This window comes from Amycolatopsis nivea (assembly GCF_004522235.1).
In the GTDB taxonomy this organism is placed as follows: domain Bacteria; phylum Actinomycetota; class Actinomycetes; order Mycobacteriales; family Pseudonocardiaceae; genus Amycolatopsis; species Amycolatopsis nivea.
The window spans coordinates 74431-89915 of record NZ_SDLT01000038.1 but is presented as its reverse complement, the minus strand read 5'-3'; the positions used below and the strand labels follow the sequence as shown (position 1 = coordinate 89915).

Genomic DNA, 15485 nt, shown 5'->3' with positions numbered 1-15485 from the left:
GCGCTGCCCGCGACCGGATGAGCCTCGCTGTGCGCGGGGCCGGTCGCGCTCTCCGAAGGGTGCCGGCCTGCCGGCCATTCCCCGGACTCGTCGGGCCGGGGCCGTTCACCGCCTTTTTGCGAGGACGTCGATGTCTCTGTCTCAAGGTAAGGAACTTCAGGATCGGATAGACCGGGTGCTGCCGGTGCTCCGCGAGCACGCGGCCGAGGTCGACGCGGACGCCAGGTTCCCCGTGGAATCGCTGAACGCGTTGCGGGAACAGGGATTCCTGGGCCTGCCCGCGCCCGTCGCGCACGGCGGCGGCGGTGCTTCGCCCGCGGTCTTCGCCGACGTCGCCCAGCAGCTGGCGGGCGCCTGCCTGTCGACCGCGCAGATCTGGGCCATGCATTTCTTCCAGGTCGACGCGATCGCCCGGTTCGGCACTCCCGAACTGTGCGCGGACCTGCTGCCGCGCGTCGCGCGCGGCGAGGTCTACATCGCGTCGGTGACCAGCGAACGCGGACGCGGCGCGAGTTTGTTCGAGGCGGACGCTCCCTTGCGGCCGGACGGCGACCGCGTGGTGATCGAGCGGACCGCTCCGGTCGTGACCGGCGGCGCGCACGCCGACGGCTACCTCGTCACGATGCGACGCGGTCCGGACTCGTCGCGCCACGACGTCGCCTGGGTCTACGCGGATCGGGCGAGCCTCAAGCGCACCGACGTGGTCGGCGAGTGGAACACCCTCGGGATGCGGGCGACCGAGAGCATCGGCATGGTGCTGGAGGGCGCCGCACCCGCGCACAACGTGCTGCGCGACGGCGAACTCGGCGGCGTGGCAAGGGAAAGCATGATCCCGATGTCGCATCTGGGCTGGGCCGCGTGTTGGCTCGGCGCCGCGCGCGGGGCGCTGGCCGATCTCGTCCGGTGGCTGCGCAAGTCGGGCAAGTTCGACGACGGCGGGCCCTCGGACCTCGTCCTGGAGCGGCTCGGCCGGATCCGGCTCGACCTCGAACTGACCAGCGCGTACCTGACGCGGGTCCGGGAGCGGGTGGAATCGGCGAGGGCGGACGGCCGGTCGCTGTCCGATCCGTGCACGCAGCTGCAGCTCAACTCGCTCAAACTCGCCGCGTCCGAACTCTCCTTCCGCGCGGTCGACGGCATGATCCAGCTGGGCGGCCTCCGGGTCGGCTATCTGAAGAACAGCCCGGTGGCGCTGGAGCGCGTGTTCCGGGATCTGCGCGCCGCCAGCCTCAACCACGCGAACGACGGCCTGTGGGTCGGCGTCGGCGGGCTGTCCCTGATGGACCGCTCGGTCGCCTTGATCTGAGCATTCCCCTCGCGCCGTGCGGCCGAGCGTGCCGCATGGCCTCCCGAAATGGTGCGATTTCGTGAAAACCTCAGTGGCACAAAAGGAACCGTACTGGCAGTTGCTCGAGCTGATCTCGATCGCCGACCCCGGCGACGAGACCTGGCGAACGGCCGAAGAGCTCTTCGCCGAGGGCGTGGACATCGATCTGCTGCTCAGCTTCGCCGCACGCCACCGGATGGTCGCGGTGCTCGCCGACTTCGTGCGCCGGGCGGGCGCGATCTACGACGTCCCGGCCGGGGTGCAGCATCTGCTGAACAACACCCTCGACTGGACCAGGCACCGAGCACGGCTGCTGGCCGAGGCGGCGGGCGAGATCGCCGGCACGGCCGGGGAACGCGGGCTCGGCATCGTGTTCAACAAAGGCATCGTGCTGCAGTCCACGCTTTACGACGACCGGGGCGTGCGGTTCTTCGCCGACGTGGACCTCATGGTCGGCCCGGACCAGCGCCGCGAACTCGCCGCGGCGCTGCGGGACCTCGGCTACAGCGAAGGCCAGGAGTACGACGCCAAGACCGAACAGCTCGTCGACCTGCCCCGGGAGTACAAGCTGATCTACCAGCTCTACCCCGATCACCTGCCGCATTTCCACCGGCTCACCGCCGGCTCCGGCGTGCCGTTCAACCGGGTCGACGTCGCGTTCAACCTCACCTGGTACGGCAGCGCCTGGCAGGTGCCGATGAGCGAGGTGCTGAAAGGCCGGGCGACCGCGCGCCTCGGCGACGGCACGGAGCTGCCGGTTCTCGACCCGGTGTACGGCTTTCTGTTCCTGGTGCTGCACTTGTTCCGGGAGTCGTGGTTCCAGCGGACAGCTGAGGCGGGCGGGCTCCGGCTCATCCAGTTCGCCGACATCCGGAAGTTCTGGGAGCGCTACGGCCGGCCGGTCGCCGCCGAGCTGACCGAGACGATCGGCAGGCACGACCTCGGACCGGCCGTCGCGTGGGTGTGCCATCACGTCGACGAGCTGTTCGGCGGCGAAATCGTGGCGGAGCTGGGACTCGGCCGGTTCCAGGAGCCGGAGTGGCTGCGCAGCGCCGGCGCGAAGGACGGCACCAGCCTCGCCTGGGACGGCGACATGCGGGCGCGGCTGGCGGCGCGGGAGCCGCTGGTTTTCCGGCAGGCGGCCGAACCGCCGTTCGCGGCGCAGGCGCGGATCTTCAAGGCTGGTGCGAAAGGGGATGGGGATCGTGTGGGATGAACGGTTCGAACAGGCGGTCCGGACGAAGCTGCCGATGCTCGCCTCCGAGCCGCGGCTGCGGCCGGACCTGTCGTTGCGCGACTTCGGCCTGGACTCGATGAAGATCATGGACCTCATCGTCGGGCTGGAATCGGCTTACGGTACCGAGTTCCCGGACGAGGCGCTGACCTTCGAGGCGTTCGCGACGCCGGGGCGGCTGTGGGAACTGGTGCGCGAGCACATGGTGGACGCGCCCGGCAGACGCGCGGGGACGAAGTGACCCTGCACCAGCGGTTCGCCGGGGCGGTGGCGCGCTTCCCGGAGCGAACGGCACTGGAGCTGGACGGCACTTCCCTGACGTACCGGGAACTCGGCTCGCTGTGCGAGGGCCTCGCGTCGCGGATCGCCGCGGACCTCGGCCGGACGCCGCGACGGGTGGGTCTGCTGAGCGGTCGTTCCCTGACCGCGTATGCCGGATACCTTGCGGTGCAACGACTTGGCGCGACCTGTGTGCCGCTGAGCCCGAAAGCGCCGTCGGCCCGCAACGCGGCCAGCGTCGCCGCCGCGGAACTCGACGCGGTGCTGTCCGACGACGTCGCGGCAGACCTGGGCGTACCGACCGTGACGGTGTCCGCCGTCGACGTGAAGGAGATGATCGGGAGCGGACGGACGCTCGGCCCGGCTCCCGCCTCGGCCCAGGAACTCGCGTACGTCCTGTTCACCTCCGGCTCGACCGGCACGCCCAAGGGAGTGCCGATCCGGCATGAGAACGTCGCCTCCTACTTGGACCACGTGGTGGAGCGCTACGAGATCGGACCGGGCGCGCGGCTGTCGCAGAATTTCGAGCTGACCTTCGATTTGTCGGTCTTCGACCTGTATGCGGCATGGACTTCGGGCGCCACGCTCGTCGCCCCGTCCTCTCGGGATCTCCTTTCCGTGGTGGGCTTTGCCCGGCGAAACGAACTGACGCACTGGTTCTCCGTGCCGTCGGTGGTGTCGTACGCGATGCGACGCGGCTCTCTCGTCCCCGATGCCATGCCTGCGCTGAAGTGGAGCCTGTTCTGCGGCGAGCCGTTGACGGTCGAGCAAGCCGCGGCCTGGCAGCGCGCGGCGCCGCGAAGCACGCTGGAGAATCTGTACGGACCGACCGAACTCACCATTTCGTGCGCGCAGTACCGGTTGCCGCGCAACGTCGAAGAACGGTTGCGCGGGCACCCTTCGGTGCCGATCGGCACGCCGTACCCGCACCTCCAGCACATCGTCGTGGACGAGAACGGGACGCAGGCCGACACCGGCGAGCTGTGCGTGCGCGGACCGCAGCGGTTCGACGGCTACCTCGATCCCGCCGACAACGAGGGCCGGTTCGTCGAACTGGACGAGAACGGCGTGGCGAGGCGCTACGCCGGCTCGGAGCCGCTCGGCGAACGGCATTGGTACCGCACCGGCGACCGGGTCCAGGCGCACGAGGAGGGCTGGCTCTACCTGGGACGGCTGGACAACCAGGTGAAGGTGCGCGGTCACCGGGTCGAGCTCGAAGAGGTCGAGTGGGCCGTCCGGGACCAGCTCAAGATCGCGCAGGCAGTGGTGCTCGCGGTTCCGGACGACCACGGCGACCTGTGCCTCGCCTGCGTTCTTCCGGGGCCGCCGGGCGCTCCGGACGCGGTGGTGCGCGAATTGCGCGACCGGTTGCCCGAGTACATGATCCCGCAGCGGATCGTGTACGTCGACGAGCTGCCGTTGAACGGAAACGGCAAGATCGACCGGCGCGCGGCAGCGCGCCGGTTCGCCGCGGAAACAGAAGAGGGGCCATGACAGACCAGTTCGGGGTGTATTTGATCGCCGTGCGGGGCGGGAAACTGCTCGCGCTGCGCCGGGAAGAGGACGACGACCCGTTGTTCAAAGGAGTCCTCGACTATCCCGGCGGCCGGATCGAACCGGGCGAGACGCCCGAGGCGGCGGCGGTGCGCGAAGGAGTCGAGGAGACCGGGCTGGAATTCGGCGAGATCGAGTACCTGCGCGAATGGTCGCACGCGTGGGACGACGGCCGGGTCTTCCACGTGAAGACGTTCGTCGGCTGGGAACCGGCGGGCGACGTCCGGCTGAGCGACGAGCACTCCGCCTTCGCCTGGGTCACGCCCGAGGAGATGCTGGCCGAGCAGTACCCGGAGCAGATGAAGTCCGAGATCTTCCGGTCGTGGCTGGACGGGCTGCGGGGCGACACCCGCCTCGTCCAGGCCCGCGTCGCGGAACACTACTGAGGGGAAGCCAAGTGCGCGCGGTCTTGTTCAGCACTGCCGGCGAAGTGAGCGTCGAGCAGGTAGCGGATCCGCGGCTGCGGGACGCCTCCGACGCGATCGTCGCGATCGGGGCGGCCGCGGTGTGCGGCTCCGACCTTTGGTACTACCGGGGCGTCGAGCCGCTGGAACCGGGCTCGCGGATGGGGCACGAGTTCGTCGGCGTGGTCGAGGCCGTGGGCGCGGACGTGACGAGCGTGCGGCCGGGCGACGCGGTCGTGGCCCCGTTCACCTTCTCCGACGGCACCTGCGACGCGTGCCGGCGGGGATACCCGACGTCGTGTTCCAGCGGCGGGATGTGGGGCGGAGCCGCGGATCCGGGCGGCGCGCAGGCGGAAGCGATCCGCGTGCCGTTCGCGGACGCGACGCTGGTGCGGCTGCCCGGCGCGGCGGACGCCGCCACGCTGCGGGCCTGCCTGCCGCTGGCGGACGTCCTGCCGACGGGCTGGCACGCGATGGCGGACTGCGGTCCGGGCGCCGCGGTCGCGATCGTCGGGGACGGGCCGGTGGCGGCCAGCGCGGTGATGGCCGCGAAGCTGCGCGGTGTCGAACGGATCCTGGTGCTGGGCCATCACGAGCACCGGCTCGCGCTGGCCGCGAAGCTCGGCGCGGAGACGGTGCTGGGCGCCGGTTCTCCGGAAGAGGACGCGCAATCGGTCCGCGACGCTTTCGGCGATCTCGCGACGACAGTGGTGGAATGCGTCGGGACACAGCGATCCGTCGACGCGGCTCTCGCGTGCGTGCAGGACGGCGGACGGCTCGTTTACGTCGGCCTGCCCGCCGAGGGCGCCGGGATCTCGTTGCTGGACACGTTCGATCGCAACCTCGTCATCCGCGGCGGCGTCGCGCCGGCGCGGGTCTACATCCCGGCTCTCCTCGACGAAATCACCGCGGGGAAGCTCGATCCCTCCGTGCTGTTCGATTCGGCTGTCACCCTGGACGAGGCGCCGATCGCTTACGAGCAAATGCATCAGCGCCAAGTGATGAAAGCGTTGATGACACCGTGAGCGCGTCCTCGCACACCTTGGCGGCCGCCGTCGCCGGGGCGCGCTTCGCGGACATCGCCGAGCAGTACGCCCCCGACGCCGTGCTGGAGTCGTACGTGACCGGCCGACGGGAGACCGCCGAAGGGGCGCAGGCGATCGCCCGCGCCTGGCCCGGCGCGGTCGGCCGGGGCGAGGTGGTGCGGAGCCAGCGGACCGACCTGCCCGGCGCGGTCGAACTCGACCTGCAGCGGGCGGCCGCGTCCGGGCCGGTCCGGCGGGTGCACCGGTTCGAGCTGGCCGACGGCCTGGTGCGCCGGCACGTGGTGTATCCGGCGAAACCGAAAGAGGATCCGGTGCTGCCGGAGGGCTGTCCGGCCGGGGTGGCCCCGGGCACGGTCCGCGAGCTGGTCCACGACGGACTGTCCGGGGCGAATCTGTTCCGGGCCGAACTCGAGACCGGCGAACCGGTCGTGATCAAGCACATCCGGCCCGCCGACGACTGGATGGCCCGGGCCACCGCGGATCCGGGCCGGGAAGGCCTGCTGTACGTCGAGGGGGTCTACGACGCGCTGCCCGCCGCGATCGGCTCCGCGGTGATCGGCGCCGAAGCGGTCGACGACGGATGGGTCCTGCTCATGCGCGACCTGACGGCCGACCGTCGCGCGCTGCTCGATTCGGCGGACCCGCGTTCGTGGGAGCGCATGCTCGCCGCCGTGCACGAGATGCACGAGGTGTTGCGCGGTCGCCTGCCCTCCGCGGCGCTGTGCTCGGTTTCCGACCGGCTGCGGCTGTTCTCACCGGTGCGGCCGTTCGTCGAGGCGCGCGGTTCGGACACGCTGCCGAAGATGCTCACGACGAACTGGGAGTGCTTCGCCGAACACGGCCCGGCCGATCTCGTGCACGAGGTCTTCCGATTGGCTGACGACCCGTCGGGACTGCTCGCCGCGCTTGCCGGCAGCGCCCCGTTCACGGTGCTGCACGGCGATTTCCGGCCGCAGAACCTTGCGCTGTCCCCGGCCGGGGTCACCGCGCTGGACTGGGGGCTGGCCTGCTATGGACCGCCGGAGCTGGAGTTCGTGTGGTTTCTGTCCAACACGGCGTGGGGCGAGGACCAGGAACGCGACGACCTCGAAGCGGCCTGGACCCGGATCAGCGGCACCGCCAGGACGAGCCGGGCCGCCGACCTCGCTGTCGTGTACCACGCGGTGATGGGCGAGATCTCTTTCCTGCTCACGGAATCGCGCAACCAGGTGGCCGGGTTCGCGCGCCCGGCCCCGGCGACCGCCCGGTGGTGGCTGCGCAGACTGGACCGGGCGCTGGACCGGTTGGGCTCGTTGGAGCCGCGGCGTGCGGAGCTGACCGCGGGTGTGTGAGGACCTGCCCCGCACCCCCGCGGCCGCGCTCACGCTCCGGTCACTGCCGGCGTTCGATCAGGTAGTCGCCGAGGACGAGGGCATCCATTCCGGTGCGCAGGAAGGTGCGCAGCGCGTCGCCGGGGGAGCGCACGATCGGCTCGTCGTAGGTGTTGAACGAGGTGTTCAGCACCAGCGGCACCCCGGTCTGCCGGTGGAAGGCGGTGATCATCTCGTGGTAGCGGGGATTGACCTCCGGCCACACCGTCTGCATCCGCGCGGTCCCGTCGACGTGCACGATCGCGGGGACGGCCGCCCGCTTTTCGGGGCGGACCGGAACGGCGAACGACATGAAGTTGGTCGACAGCGAAGTGCGCTCGAATTCGAACCATTCCGCCGCGTGCTCGCCCAGCACGCTCGGGGCGAACGGCCGGAAGTACTCCCGGTGCTTCACCCGCACGTTGATCAGATCCTTGATCGCCAGGCTGCGCGGGTCGCCGATGATCGAGCGGTTGCCGAGCGCCCGCGGGCCGATCTCGGCCGCGCCCTGGAACCAGCCCACGACGAGACCGTCGGCGACCAGTCCGGCGGCCGTTTCCGCCGCGGACTCCAGTTTGGCCGCTGTGACCGGGACTCCCTCGAGCGCCGCTTCGATCTCGGCGTTGCCGAACGCCTCGGACCCGATGTACGGGTCGTTCAGCACGAACCGCGATGCGACCTCGCCGCGAGTGTGGGCGACCCAGAGCGCGGCGCCGAGCGCGGTCCCGCCGTCGTGGGCCAGCGGCTGGACGAAAACGCCGTCGAACGGGCCGCGGTTGAGCAGCCTGCCCATCGCGACGCAGTTGAGCGCGACACCGCCGGCCAGGCACAGGTTGCGCGATCCGGTCCGCTCCTTCAGCGTGGCGGCGAGCGACTGCAGGATCTCGGTGGTCATCTCCTGCAGGCTCGACGCCACCTGGGCGTACCGGTAGTCGAACGGAGTGTTCGGCGCGCGGCGCGGGCCGAACAGTTCCTCCAGCGGTCCGTAGTCCTCGACCCGGAACCGGAACAGGTCCGCGTCCACGTCGAACGGCTTCGCGCCCCGCCGGACGATGCGGGCGAATTCCGCCCGGTACCTCTCCGGCGGCGCGAACGCCGCGAGCGCCATCAGTTTCGGGGCCGAGTAATCGTCCAGCCCGGTGAACTTGGCGAATTTCTCCCAGACGAATCCGAGCGAATCGGGGTATTCGATCGTTTCGACGGCTTCCAGCGTGCTGCCGCGGCCGTGCGCGAGCAATGCCGTCGAATGCTCGCCGATTCCGTCGATGCTCAAGACCGCGGCCTCGTCGAACGGCGAAGCGAAGTACGTGCTGGCCGCGTGCGCCGTTTCGTGCCCGACCCACACCCAGCGGTCCTGGATATCGACGCCGAGCGCCTTGCTGACCAGTTCCGGCACATTTTCGAGCTTTTCCAGGAGGACTCTTTCGCCGTCGGCGTGGCCCCAGGAACCGGCGGTGAGCCGTTCGTTCATCGGCGGCTTGCGCAGCTTCGGATCGAATGAGAAAGCGACGAAGTCGATCTCGTCCGCGGTGATCCCGGAGCGCTCGAGGCAGTCCTTGATCGCGGCGGCCGGGATCTCGTCCACGGTGTCGATGTCGGCCGGTTTGGCGTGCTTGCGGCGGTTGAAGCGCTCCTCCTCGGCCAGTGCCAGCACGGTCGAGCCGCGGACGAGGCACGCCGCCGACTCGTGGTAGACGCCGTTGATGCCCAATACGACAGGATCGCGCTTCATGCATTTCTCCCTCGTTTTTACCGTGCCTTTGTCTGGGCAGGCACGAATGTTCGCCAGTGAGGTTTAGCCGTCCCTTCCGGGCGGTGATGCCTCCTGGTCGATTACTTTCGAGAATGGACGCGAGCAGCCGAACCGAACGGGCGGCAAGGTCCTCGACGCGCCTTTAACGAGCGCGCGACAATGTGATCATGCCAAGTGTACGGTGGCCATTTCCCGGACGCAACTACTTTCGGGGTTCCCTTCCCGCGGCGGCCGGTGGTACGTTCGGAAAAACGGCGGTCGAGATCCGGCGTCCTAGGGGGACTCGTGCACGAAGCGAGACTGGGCATTGCTGTGCCCGAAGAAGAAAGCGACATCTATTTCGAGATCTTCACCCTCGCCGAGCAGGTCGGCGCGATCAATCTCGCCCAGGGTTTTCCCGACGGCGCACCGACTCCGCGGCTGGACATCACCGAGGCGGCGCTGCGAAGCCAGCGCAGCCGCCAGTACGCGCCGCTGTACGGCACGGCCGAACTCAGGTCCGAGCTGGCCGCCCGCGCCGAGGCGCGCGGCCTGAGCTACGACCCGGACGGGGAGATCACGGTCACTGTCGGGTGCACCGAAGCGGTCGCCGCAGCTTTGCTCGCGGTGACGCCTCCGGACTCGGAAATCCTTGCGCTGGAACCGTTTTACGACAACTACCCCGGGTTGGCCCGGCTCGCCGGGGCGCGGCTGGTCCCGGTTCCGCTCGCCGGTTCGCGCGGTTCGGGGCCGCTCGAACCGGACTTCGACGCGCTGCGCCGCGCGGTCACGCCGGCGACCCGCACGCTGCTGCTGAACACCCCGAACAACCCGACCGGATTCACGCTGTCCGCGCGGTCCGCGGCGGACCTGGCGGAGTTCGCCGTCGAGCACGATCTGCTCGTGGTCAGCGACGAGGTGTACGAGGAGCACACCTACGACGGGCCGCACGTCTGCATCGCCGCACAGGAAGGCATGCGGGAGCGGACGATCGTCTGCTCGTCGGCGTCGAAGATGCTGTCGCTGGGCGGCTGGCGGATCGGCTGGATGTACGCGCCGCGCGAACTGAGCGTCAAGGCCCAATACCACCACCGGCACCTGGCTTTCTCCGTGCCCGCCCCGCTGCAGGCGATCACCGCTTCGGCGTTGCGCTGGGCCGACGACAGCGGCTATTTCGACACGCTGCGCGCGGAGTACCGGGTGCGCCGCAACATCTTGTGGCGCGGCCTGACCGAGGCCGGCTTGCGGCCGCAACTGCCGTCCGGCGGGTTCTTCGTCACCGCGGACGCCGGTCCGTGGGGCGCGGGCGAGGACATCGAGGCGTTCGCGAAGGACCTCGTGGCCACGACGGGAGTCGCCGCGCTGCCGATGAGCGACTTCTTCCCCGACCGCCGCTCGGCGGGCCGGCTGCTCCGGTTCGCCTTCTGCAAGCCGGTGCCGACGCTGCGCGAGGCGGTTCAGCGGCTGGCGGGCGTGCCGCGCTGAAAAACCGGGCTCCGGCCCGCACCACGGGAACGAAGGGGAATCGCATGACCGGCTCCGGACTGCACGTCGCACTGCTCGGCATCGACGGCACCGGCAAGACCGCGATGGCCAAGATGCTGTCGAAGGCGCTGGCCGACGGCGGGCACGACGTCAAGATGCTCAGCTGGCGCAAGGAAATCTCGGCGAACGAGCGCGAGAACACCCGGCAGGCGCTGCGGCAGCTGTGGGTCGAATCGTTCCGCCTGCTGCACCTGGGCGTGGACGCTCCGCCGCCGCCGCCCGCGTTCGCCGCGTTCGAGGAGGAAGGGTGGGAGGAACGCTACGGATCGACCGCGTTCACCCGCAACGTGCCCGCCGGGCCGCTGGCCGCCGCGTGGCTGGAATGGGTCGGCCAGGTGCTGCTGTACCACGAAGCCGTGCTGCCGTACACCGCCCGCGGCACGCACGTGATCGACGAGAGCTTCAGCCTGAAGATGGCCTACAAGGAACTCTACGTCGCCCGCAAGCTGGCGACCGGCCCGATGATGATCGAGGAGATCGAACGGGCGCAGGAGATGCTGACGGAGTTGTTCCAGCGCTGTGCCCCGGACGTCGGGCTGGTGATTTCCGGTCCGGTCGAACGGTCCTATCGCTGGCGGATGGCGCAGAAGGGGTCCCTCGGCCCGCTGGAAGACCTTGGCGCGGCGGGCGAGGGCCGCGGCCGCGCGGGCTATCTGGAACTGCAGTCCGCCTGCGACGGCTTCTTCCGCGAGTTCGCCGCGAAGTGGGGGTGGCACGTGTTCGAGATGCAGGACGGTCCCGCCGAGGCCAACTTCGCGCGGCTGCGTGCCGAACTCGCCGCTCACCCCCGGCTGGCCGCGCTGCTCGGCTGACGCGTTCGCCCGCTCGCCATTGTTGTTTCCCGACTGCTCCACGGAGGTTCGCGAATGAGTTTGGTCAGTGCGCACAACGAATGGGACCAGCTGGAGGAGGTCGTGGTCGGCTCCGCGCTCGGCGCCCGGATCCCGCGCGCCGAACGCAGCATCCTGACGATGGACTACCACGACGCGGGCGGCGCCGAGAGACTCGAATCCGGCAAGTACCCGCTGGCGGCGATCGAACAGGCGGAGGAGGAGCTCGAGGAGTTCTGCGCCGCGCTGACCGGACTCGGCGTCACCGTCCGCAGACCGGCGCCCGCCGATCCGGACGCGGTCCTGCGGACCGGCTTGTGGGAGACGGAGGGATACCTCGACCACGCCCCGCGCGACACCGTGCTGGTGGTGGGCGATCTGCTGATCGAAGCGCCGATGGTGGTGCGCGGGAGGGCGCTCAAGCAGTCGTTGTACAAGCCGTTGCTGCTGGAGTACTTCAACTCCGGTGCGCGCTGGATCTCGGCGCCGCGCCCGGCGCTCGCCGACGAGATGTACCGGCCCGAGCTGCCGGAGGGGCAACGGCTCGCCGACCTCGAACCGTGTTTCGACGCGGCCAACGTCATCCGCCTCGGCACCGATCTGATCTACCAGGTGTCCGACGGCGGCAATGAAATGGGAGCCCGCTGGCTGCAGCAGGCGGTCGGCCCGGAGTACACCGTGCACGCCTGCCGCGACCTCTATCCCTCCGCGCACATCGACACCACGGTGGTGCCGCTGCGGCCGGGCCTGGTGCTGCTGCATCCGGAACGGGTGAACGACGGGAACCTGCCGGAGATCTTCCGGTCCTGGGACAAGATCTGGTGCCCGGAGATGGTGGACATCGGCTGGTCCGGCTCGTTCCCGATCAACTCGGTGTGGATCGGCATGAACCTGCTCAGCATCAGCCCGGAGCTGGTCGCCGTCGACAAGCGGCAGACCGCGCTGATCAAGGAACTGGAAGCGCACAAGGTCGACGTGCTGCCGCTGAAACTGAGCCAGGCGCGCACGTTCGGCGGCGGCTTCCACTGCGCGACCCTCGACGTCCGCCGGACCGGGACTTTGGAAACCTATCGGTGAGGGGCAGCGACGTCGTGCTGGAGGTGCTGCGCACCGAGGGCGTGCGGCACGTGTTCGGCAATCCCGGCACCACCGAGCTTCCGCTGATGACCGCGTTGTCGGCGGCACGCGATCCGCGGTACGTGCTCGGTCTCCAGGAAAGCTCTGTGGTCGCGATGGCGGACGGCTGCGCACAGGCCACCGGCAGGCCGGCCATGGCGAACCTGCACGCCATGGCCGGGCTCGGGAACGCCGTGGGAAACCTGACCAACGCGGTGGTGCAGCGCACCCCGCTGGTGATCACCGCGGGACAGGCGGACCAGCGGCATCTCGTGCAGGATCCGTTGCTGTCCGGCGATCTCGCCGGGCTGGCCGCGCCGGTGGCGAAGTGGACGCACGAGGTCCGCCGGGTCGAGGACCTCGGGGTGGTGCTGCGCCGGGCGTTCCGCGACGCGGCGTCGGAGCCGACCGGCCCGGTGTTCGTGTCGCTGCCGGTCGACGTCCTGGAAGCGGAGGACCCTCGCGGCGCGCGGGCGGTGCCGCCGCGATCGCCGGTGGAGCGCGGCGGTTGCGCACCCCGCGCGGCCGAACTGGCGCGGCTGTTGTGCGACGTGCCGCCGGACCAGGTCGCGGTGGTGGCCGGGGACGAGGTGGCCGCGAGCGGTGCGGTCGACGCGCTGACCGGGTTCGCGGAAGCGGCCGGAGCACGGGTGTTCGGATCGTCGTTGCACGCCACCACCGTTTTCCCGACCACTCATCCGTTGTGGGCGGGCCAGCTCGGACTGTCCACGGCGGAGGTCCGGGACGCCTTGGCCGGGTTCAAGAGGGTGCTGCTGCTGGGCGGCAGGGTTTTCATGGCCTACGGATACAGCGGCGGCGACTTCGTGGCGCCGGGGACGGAGCTGCTGCAGGTGGCTCCCGATCCGCATCAGCTGGCCAGATCGGTGCCGGTGCGGCTCGGCGTCAGCGGCGATCTGCGGTGCACCCTCGAAGAGCTGACAGCGAAGGTCGCGCTGCTGGCCGACGGCGAGCGCGCAGCCAAGGAGCTCGCCCGGGCAGGCGAGGTGCGGGCCGAGGCCGAACGGGCTGCCGAGGACGGGGCCCGGGCGCGCTACGCCGAAGCGCCGATGGCGCCGGTGGCAGCGGTGCACGCGGTCCTCCGGGCGTTGCCGGACGACGTGGTCGTCGTGGACGAGTCGATGAGCAGCGACGTCTACGTGCGCCGGTTCCACCGGGCGGGCAAGCCAGGGCGGTACTTCGCCGCCCGCGGCGGGGGACTGGGCTGGGGCATGCCCGCCGCGGCGGGCGTCTGCATCGGACGCGGGCTCGACCCGGTGGTGTGCTTCGTCGGCGACGGATCGGCGATGTACAGCCCGCAGGCGCTGTGGACCGCCGCGCACGAACGGCTGCCGGTGCTTTTCGTGGTGGTCAACAACTGCCAGTACCTGATGTTGAAGGACAACCTCCGCGGACGGGTGCCCGCGCTGGCCGGACAGGGCCGGCTGGTCGGCATGGACCTCGTGGAGCCGCGGATCGACTTCGTCGCGCTCGCGGGCGCGATGGGGGTCAAGGGCGTCGTGGCCGAGAGCCCGGGCGAAGCCGCCGACGCCGCGGCGATGGCATGGCGCTCGGGCGAACCGTATGTGGTGGAGCTGCGCGTCGGGGTGTCGTGACCGCGGCCGGCCATGCGAGGAAAGGGGGCGGGATGAAGAATCCGACGAGGCAGAGCGATCGCGTCGATCCGGTCAACGAGGTCGGCCGGATCGAGACCAGGGGCATCGAGCCGGTGCCGGACCGGGAACGCCGGGGGCGGGCCCGCCAGTTGTTCCCGGTCTGGCTGTCGTCGAACCTCGCCTACCTCTACATCCTGCTCGGCGGCACGCTGACGGTGCTCGGGCTCAGCATCGGGCAGGCGGTGCTGGTGCTGGTGGCGGGCAACCTGTTCTGGGTGCTGGTCGGCCTGCTCGCCGCGAGCGGCGTGCCGTCCGGGGCACCGAGTTCGGTGGTCATGCGCGCGATGTTCGGCGTGCGCGGCAACCGGGTCGTCGGCAGCGGCCTCGGCTGGCTGACCGCCGTGGGGTTCGGCGCGATCAACCTGTCGATCACCGCGATGGCCGGCCTCGCGCTGCTCGGCGTCTTCGGCGCGGACACCGGATCGATCTGGCTGCAGCTCCTCGTGCTCGCGGTGGTCGGTGTGGCCACGTTCGCGGTGAGCGTGTACGGCCACGCGACGATCCTGCACCTGAGCAAGTACTTCGGAGTGCTGCTCGCGGTGTGCCTCGCGATCCTGGCGGCCATCGTGGTGAGCCGGGCGGACTTCTCCCATCTCCCGGCGCCGCCGGAACACGGCACGGCGGCGGCTCTGCTCGCCGGCTTCACCGTGATCGCGTCGGGACCGGTGTCCTGGCTGACCGGCGCCGACTACGCGCGCTACCTGCCGCGGTCCGAAAGCCCGGCGAAAGCCGCGTGGTGGACCGGCTTCGGCGGCGCGCTGCCCGCGCTGGTCTTGGGCAGCATCGGCGTACTGGCCGGAACCGTGGTCGACATGGCCGATCCGCAGACCTCGATGGCGGCCATCCTGCCGAGGTGGTTCTACCCGGTTTTCCTGGTGGCCGTGCTGCTCGGCACTCTCACCAACAACGTGTCGACCTTCTACTCGTCCGGCCTGATGCTCCAGGCGGTCGGGCTCCGCGCGCCCCGGGCCCGGACCGTGCTGCTGGACGCGGCGGTGGGCTTTCTGCTGACCGCGTACATGCTGATGGCGCCCAGCTTCCTCACCGCGCTGAACAACATCCTGACGCTCGCGGTGACCTATCTCGGCCCGGTCATGGCGATCTACGCCGTCGATCTCGTGCGCCGCCGCAACCGGTACGACGGCCCCGGCCTGGCCGACATCCGCAGCACCAGCCCGTTCTGGTTCCGCAACGGCGTGAACTGGCAAGGGTGCTGGGCTTTCGCGGCCGGCACCGGGGCAGCGCTGCTGTGCGCCAGCACGACACTGTGGCAGGGACCGGTTTCGGTCGCTCTCGGCGGCGTCGACCTCTCCGCGGTCGTCGGCCCGATCGTGGGCGGCGCGCTCTACGCGGTGCTGTACCGCGAACCTGGTCGCGACCGGTACTGACCGGCCTG

The 15485-nt window shown here is 70.3% G+C and carries 13 protein-coding genes; 12 read left to right on the top strand and 1 reads right to left on the bottom strand.

All coding sequences use genetic code 11. The features are described from left to right. Positions 1–175 precede the first annotated feature (175 nt). From EIZ44_RS34545 to EIZ44_RS34515, 7 genes are all read left to right on the top strand, one after another. Positions 176–1306, top strand: coding sequence for an acyl-CoA dehydrogenase family protein (locus tag EIZ44_RS34545; RefSeq protein WP_240691496.1), 1131 nt, complete (start codon positions 176–178; stop codon positions 1304–1306). 61 nt (positions 1307–1367) lie between these two features. Further along, complete coding sequence (locus tag EIZ44_RS34540; protein WP_134733369.1) at positions 1368–2543, top strand: nucleotidyltransferase family protein; 1176 nt, start codon at positions 1368–1370, stop codon at positions 2541–2543. After that, positions 2533–2802 carry an acyl carrier protein gene (locus EIZ44_RS34535; RefSeq protein ID WP_037818694.1) on the top strand — a complete coding sequence of 90 codons (270 nt, stop codon included), beginning with the start codon at positions 2533–2535 and terminating at the stop codon, positions 2800–2802. The genes EIZ44_RS34540 and EIZ44_RS34535 overlap by 11 nt, the downstream gene beginning before the upstream one ends. Next, positions 2799–4334 carry an AMP-binding protein gene (locus EIZ44_RS34530; protein ID WP_134733367.1) on the top strand — a complete coding sequence of 512 codons (1536 nt, stop codon included), beginning with the start codon at positions 2799–2801 and terminating at the stop codon, positions 4332–4334. The genes EIZ44_RS34535 and EIZ44_RS34530 overlap by 4 nt, the downstream gene beginning before the upstream one ends. Then, positions 4331–4780 carry an NUDIX domain-containing protein gene (locus EIZ44_RS34525; RefSeq protein WP_051729588.1) on the top strand — a complete coding sequence of 150 codons (450 nt, stop codon included), beginning with the start codon at positions 4331–4333 and terminating at the stop codon, positions 4778–4780. Before EIZ44_RS34530 ends, EIZ44_RS34525 begins: the two co-directional genes overlap by 4 nt. Positions 4781–4791: 11 nt before the next feature. Continuing rightward, positions 4792–5823, top strand: coding sequence for an alcohol dehydrogenase catalytic domain-containing protein (locus tag EIZ44_RS34520; protein ID WP_134733365.1), 1032 nt, complete (start codon positions 4792–4794; stop codon positions 5821–5823). Next, complete coding sequence (locus EIZ44_RS34515) at positions 5820–7175, top strand: phosphotransferase (protein WP_134733363.1); 1356 nt, start codon at positions 5820–5822, stop codon at positions 7173–7175. The genes EIZ44_RS34520 and EIZ44_RS34515 overlap by 4 nt, the downstream gene beginning before the upstream one ends. A 40-nt stretch (positions 7176–7215) precedes the next feature. On the opposite strand, the gene EIZ44_RS34510 is transcribed toward EIZ44_RS34515, so the two are convergent. Continuing rightward, positions 7216–8925 carry a carbamoyltransferase family protein gene (locus EIZ44_RS34510; RefSeq protein WP_134733361.1) on the bottom strand — a complete coding sequence of 570 codons (1710 nt, stop codon included), beginning with the start codon at positions 8923–8925 and terminating at the stop codon, positions 7216–7218. 333 nt (positions 8926–9258) lie between these two features. Between EIZ44_RS34510 and EIZ44_RS34505 the strand changes: the two genes are divergently transcribed. The 5 genes from EIZ44_RS34505 to EIZ44_RS34485 are packed head-to-tail and all read left to right on the top strand — an operon-like array spanning position 9259 to position 15477. Continuing rightward, entirely contained in the window at positions 9259–10410 is a 1152-nt protein-coding gene (locus EIZ44_RS34505; RefSeq protein ID WP_167754364.1) for an aminotransferase class I/II-fold pyridoxal phosphate-dependent enzyme, read from the top strand. A gap of 44 nt (positions 10411–10454) precedes the next feature. Then, positions 10455–11282: a hypothetical protein gene (locus EIZ44_RS34500; RefSeq protein ID WP_037818592.1), complete on the top strand. Its 828-nt coding sequence runs from the start codon at positions 10455–10457 to the stop codon at positions 11280–11282. 54 nt (positions 11283–11336) lie between these two features. Further along, entirely contained in the window at positions 11337–12377 is a 1041-nt protein-coding gene (locus tag EIZ44_RS34495; RefSeq protein WP_037818593.1) for an inosamine-phosphate amidinotransferase, read from the top strand. Next, the gene (locus EIZ44_RS34490; RefSeq protein WP_037818594.1) at positions 12374–14029 is read left to right on the top strand and encodes a thiamine pyrophosphate-binding protein; all 1656 of its coding nucleotides are present in this window, start codon (positions 12374–12376) and stop codon (positions 14027–14029) included. Before EIZ44_RS34495 ends, EIZ44_RS34490 begins: the two co-directional genes overlap by 4 nt. A 32-nt stretch (positions 14030–14061) precedes the next feature. After that, on the top strand, positions 14062–15477 hold the full coding sequence (locus EIZ44_RS34485) for a purine-cytosine permease family protein (protein WP_167754363.1): 1416 nt from the start codon (positions 14062–14064) through the stop codon (positions 15475–15477). The last annotated feature ends 8 nt before the right edge of the window (positions 15478–15485 follow it).

Excerpts from the sequence above, each read along its gene's own strand:
- EIZ44_RS34510 (WP_134733361.1), bottom strand. The coding sequence starts at position 8,925 with ATGAAGCGCGATCCTGTCGTATTGGGCATCAACGGCGTCTACCACGAG.
- EIZ44_RS34500 (WP_037818592.1), top strand. The coding sequence starts at position 10,455 with ATGACCGGCTCCGGACTGCACGTCGCACTGCTCGGCATCGACGGCACC.
- EIZ44_RS34485 (WP_167754363.1), top strand. The coding sequence starts at position 14,062 with ATGAAGAATCCGACGAGGCAGAGCGATCGCGTCGATCCGGTCAACGAG.
- EIZ44_RS34525 (WP_051729588.1), top strand. The coding sequence starts at position 4,331 with ATGACAGACCAGTTCGGGGTGTATTTGATCGCCGTGCGGGGCGGGAAA.
- EIZ44_RS34495 (WP_037818593.1), top strand. The coding sequence starts at position 11,337 with ATGAGTTTGGTCAGTGCGCACAACGAATGGGACCAGCTGGAGGAGGTC.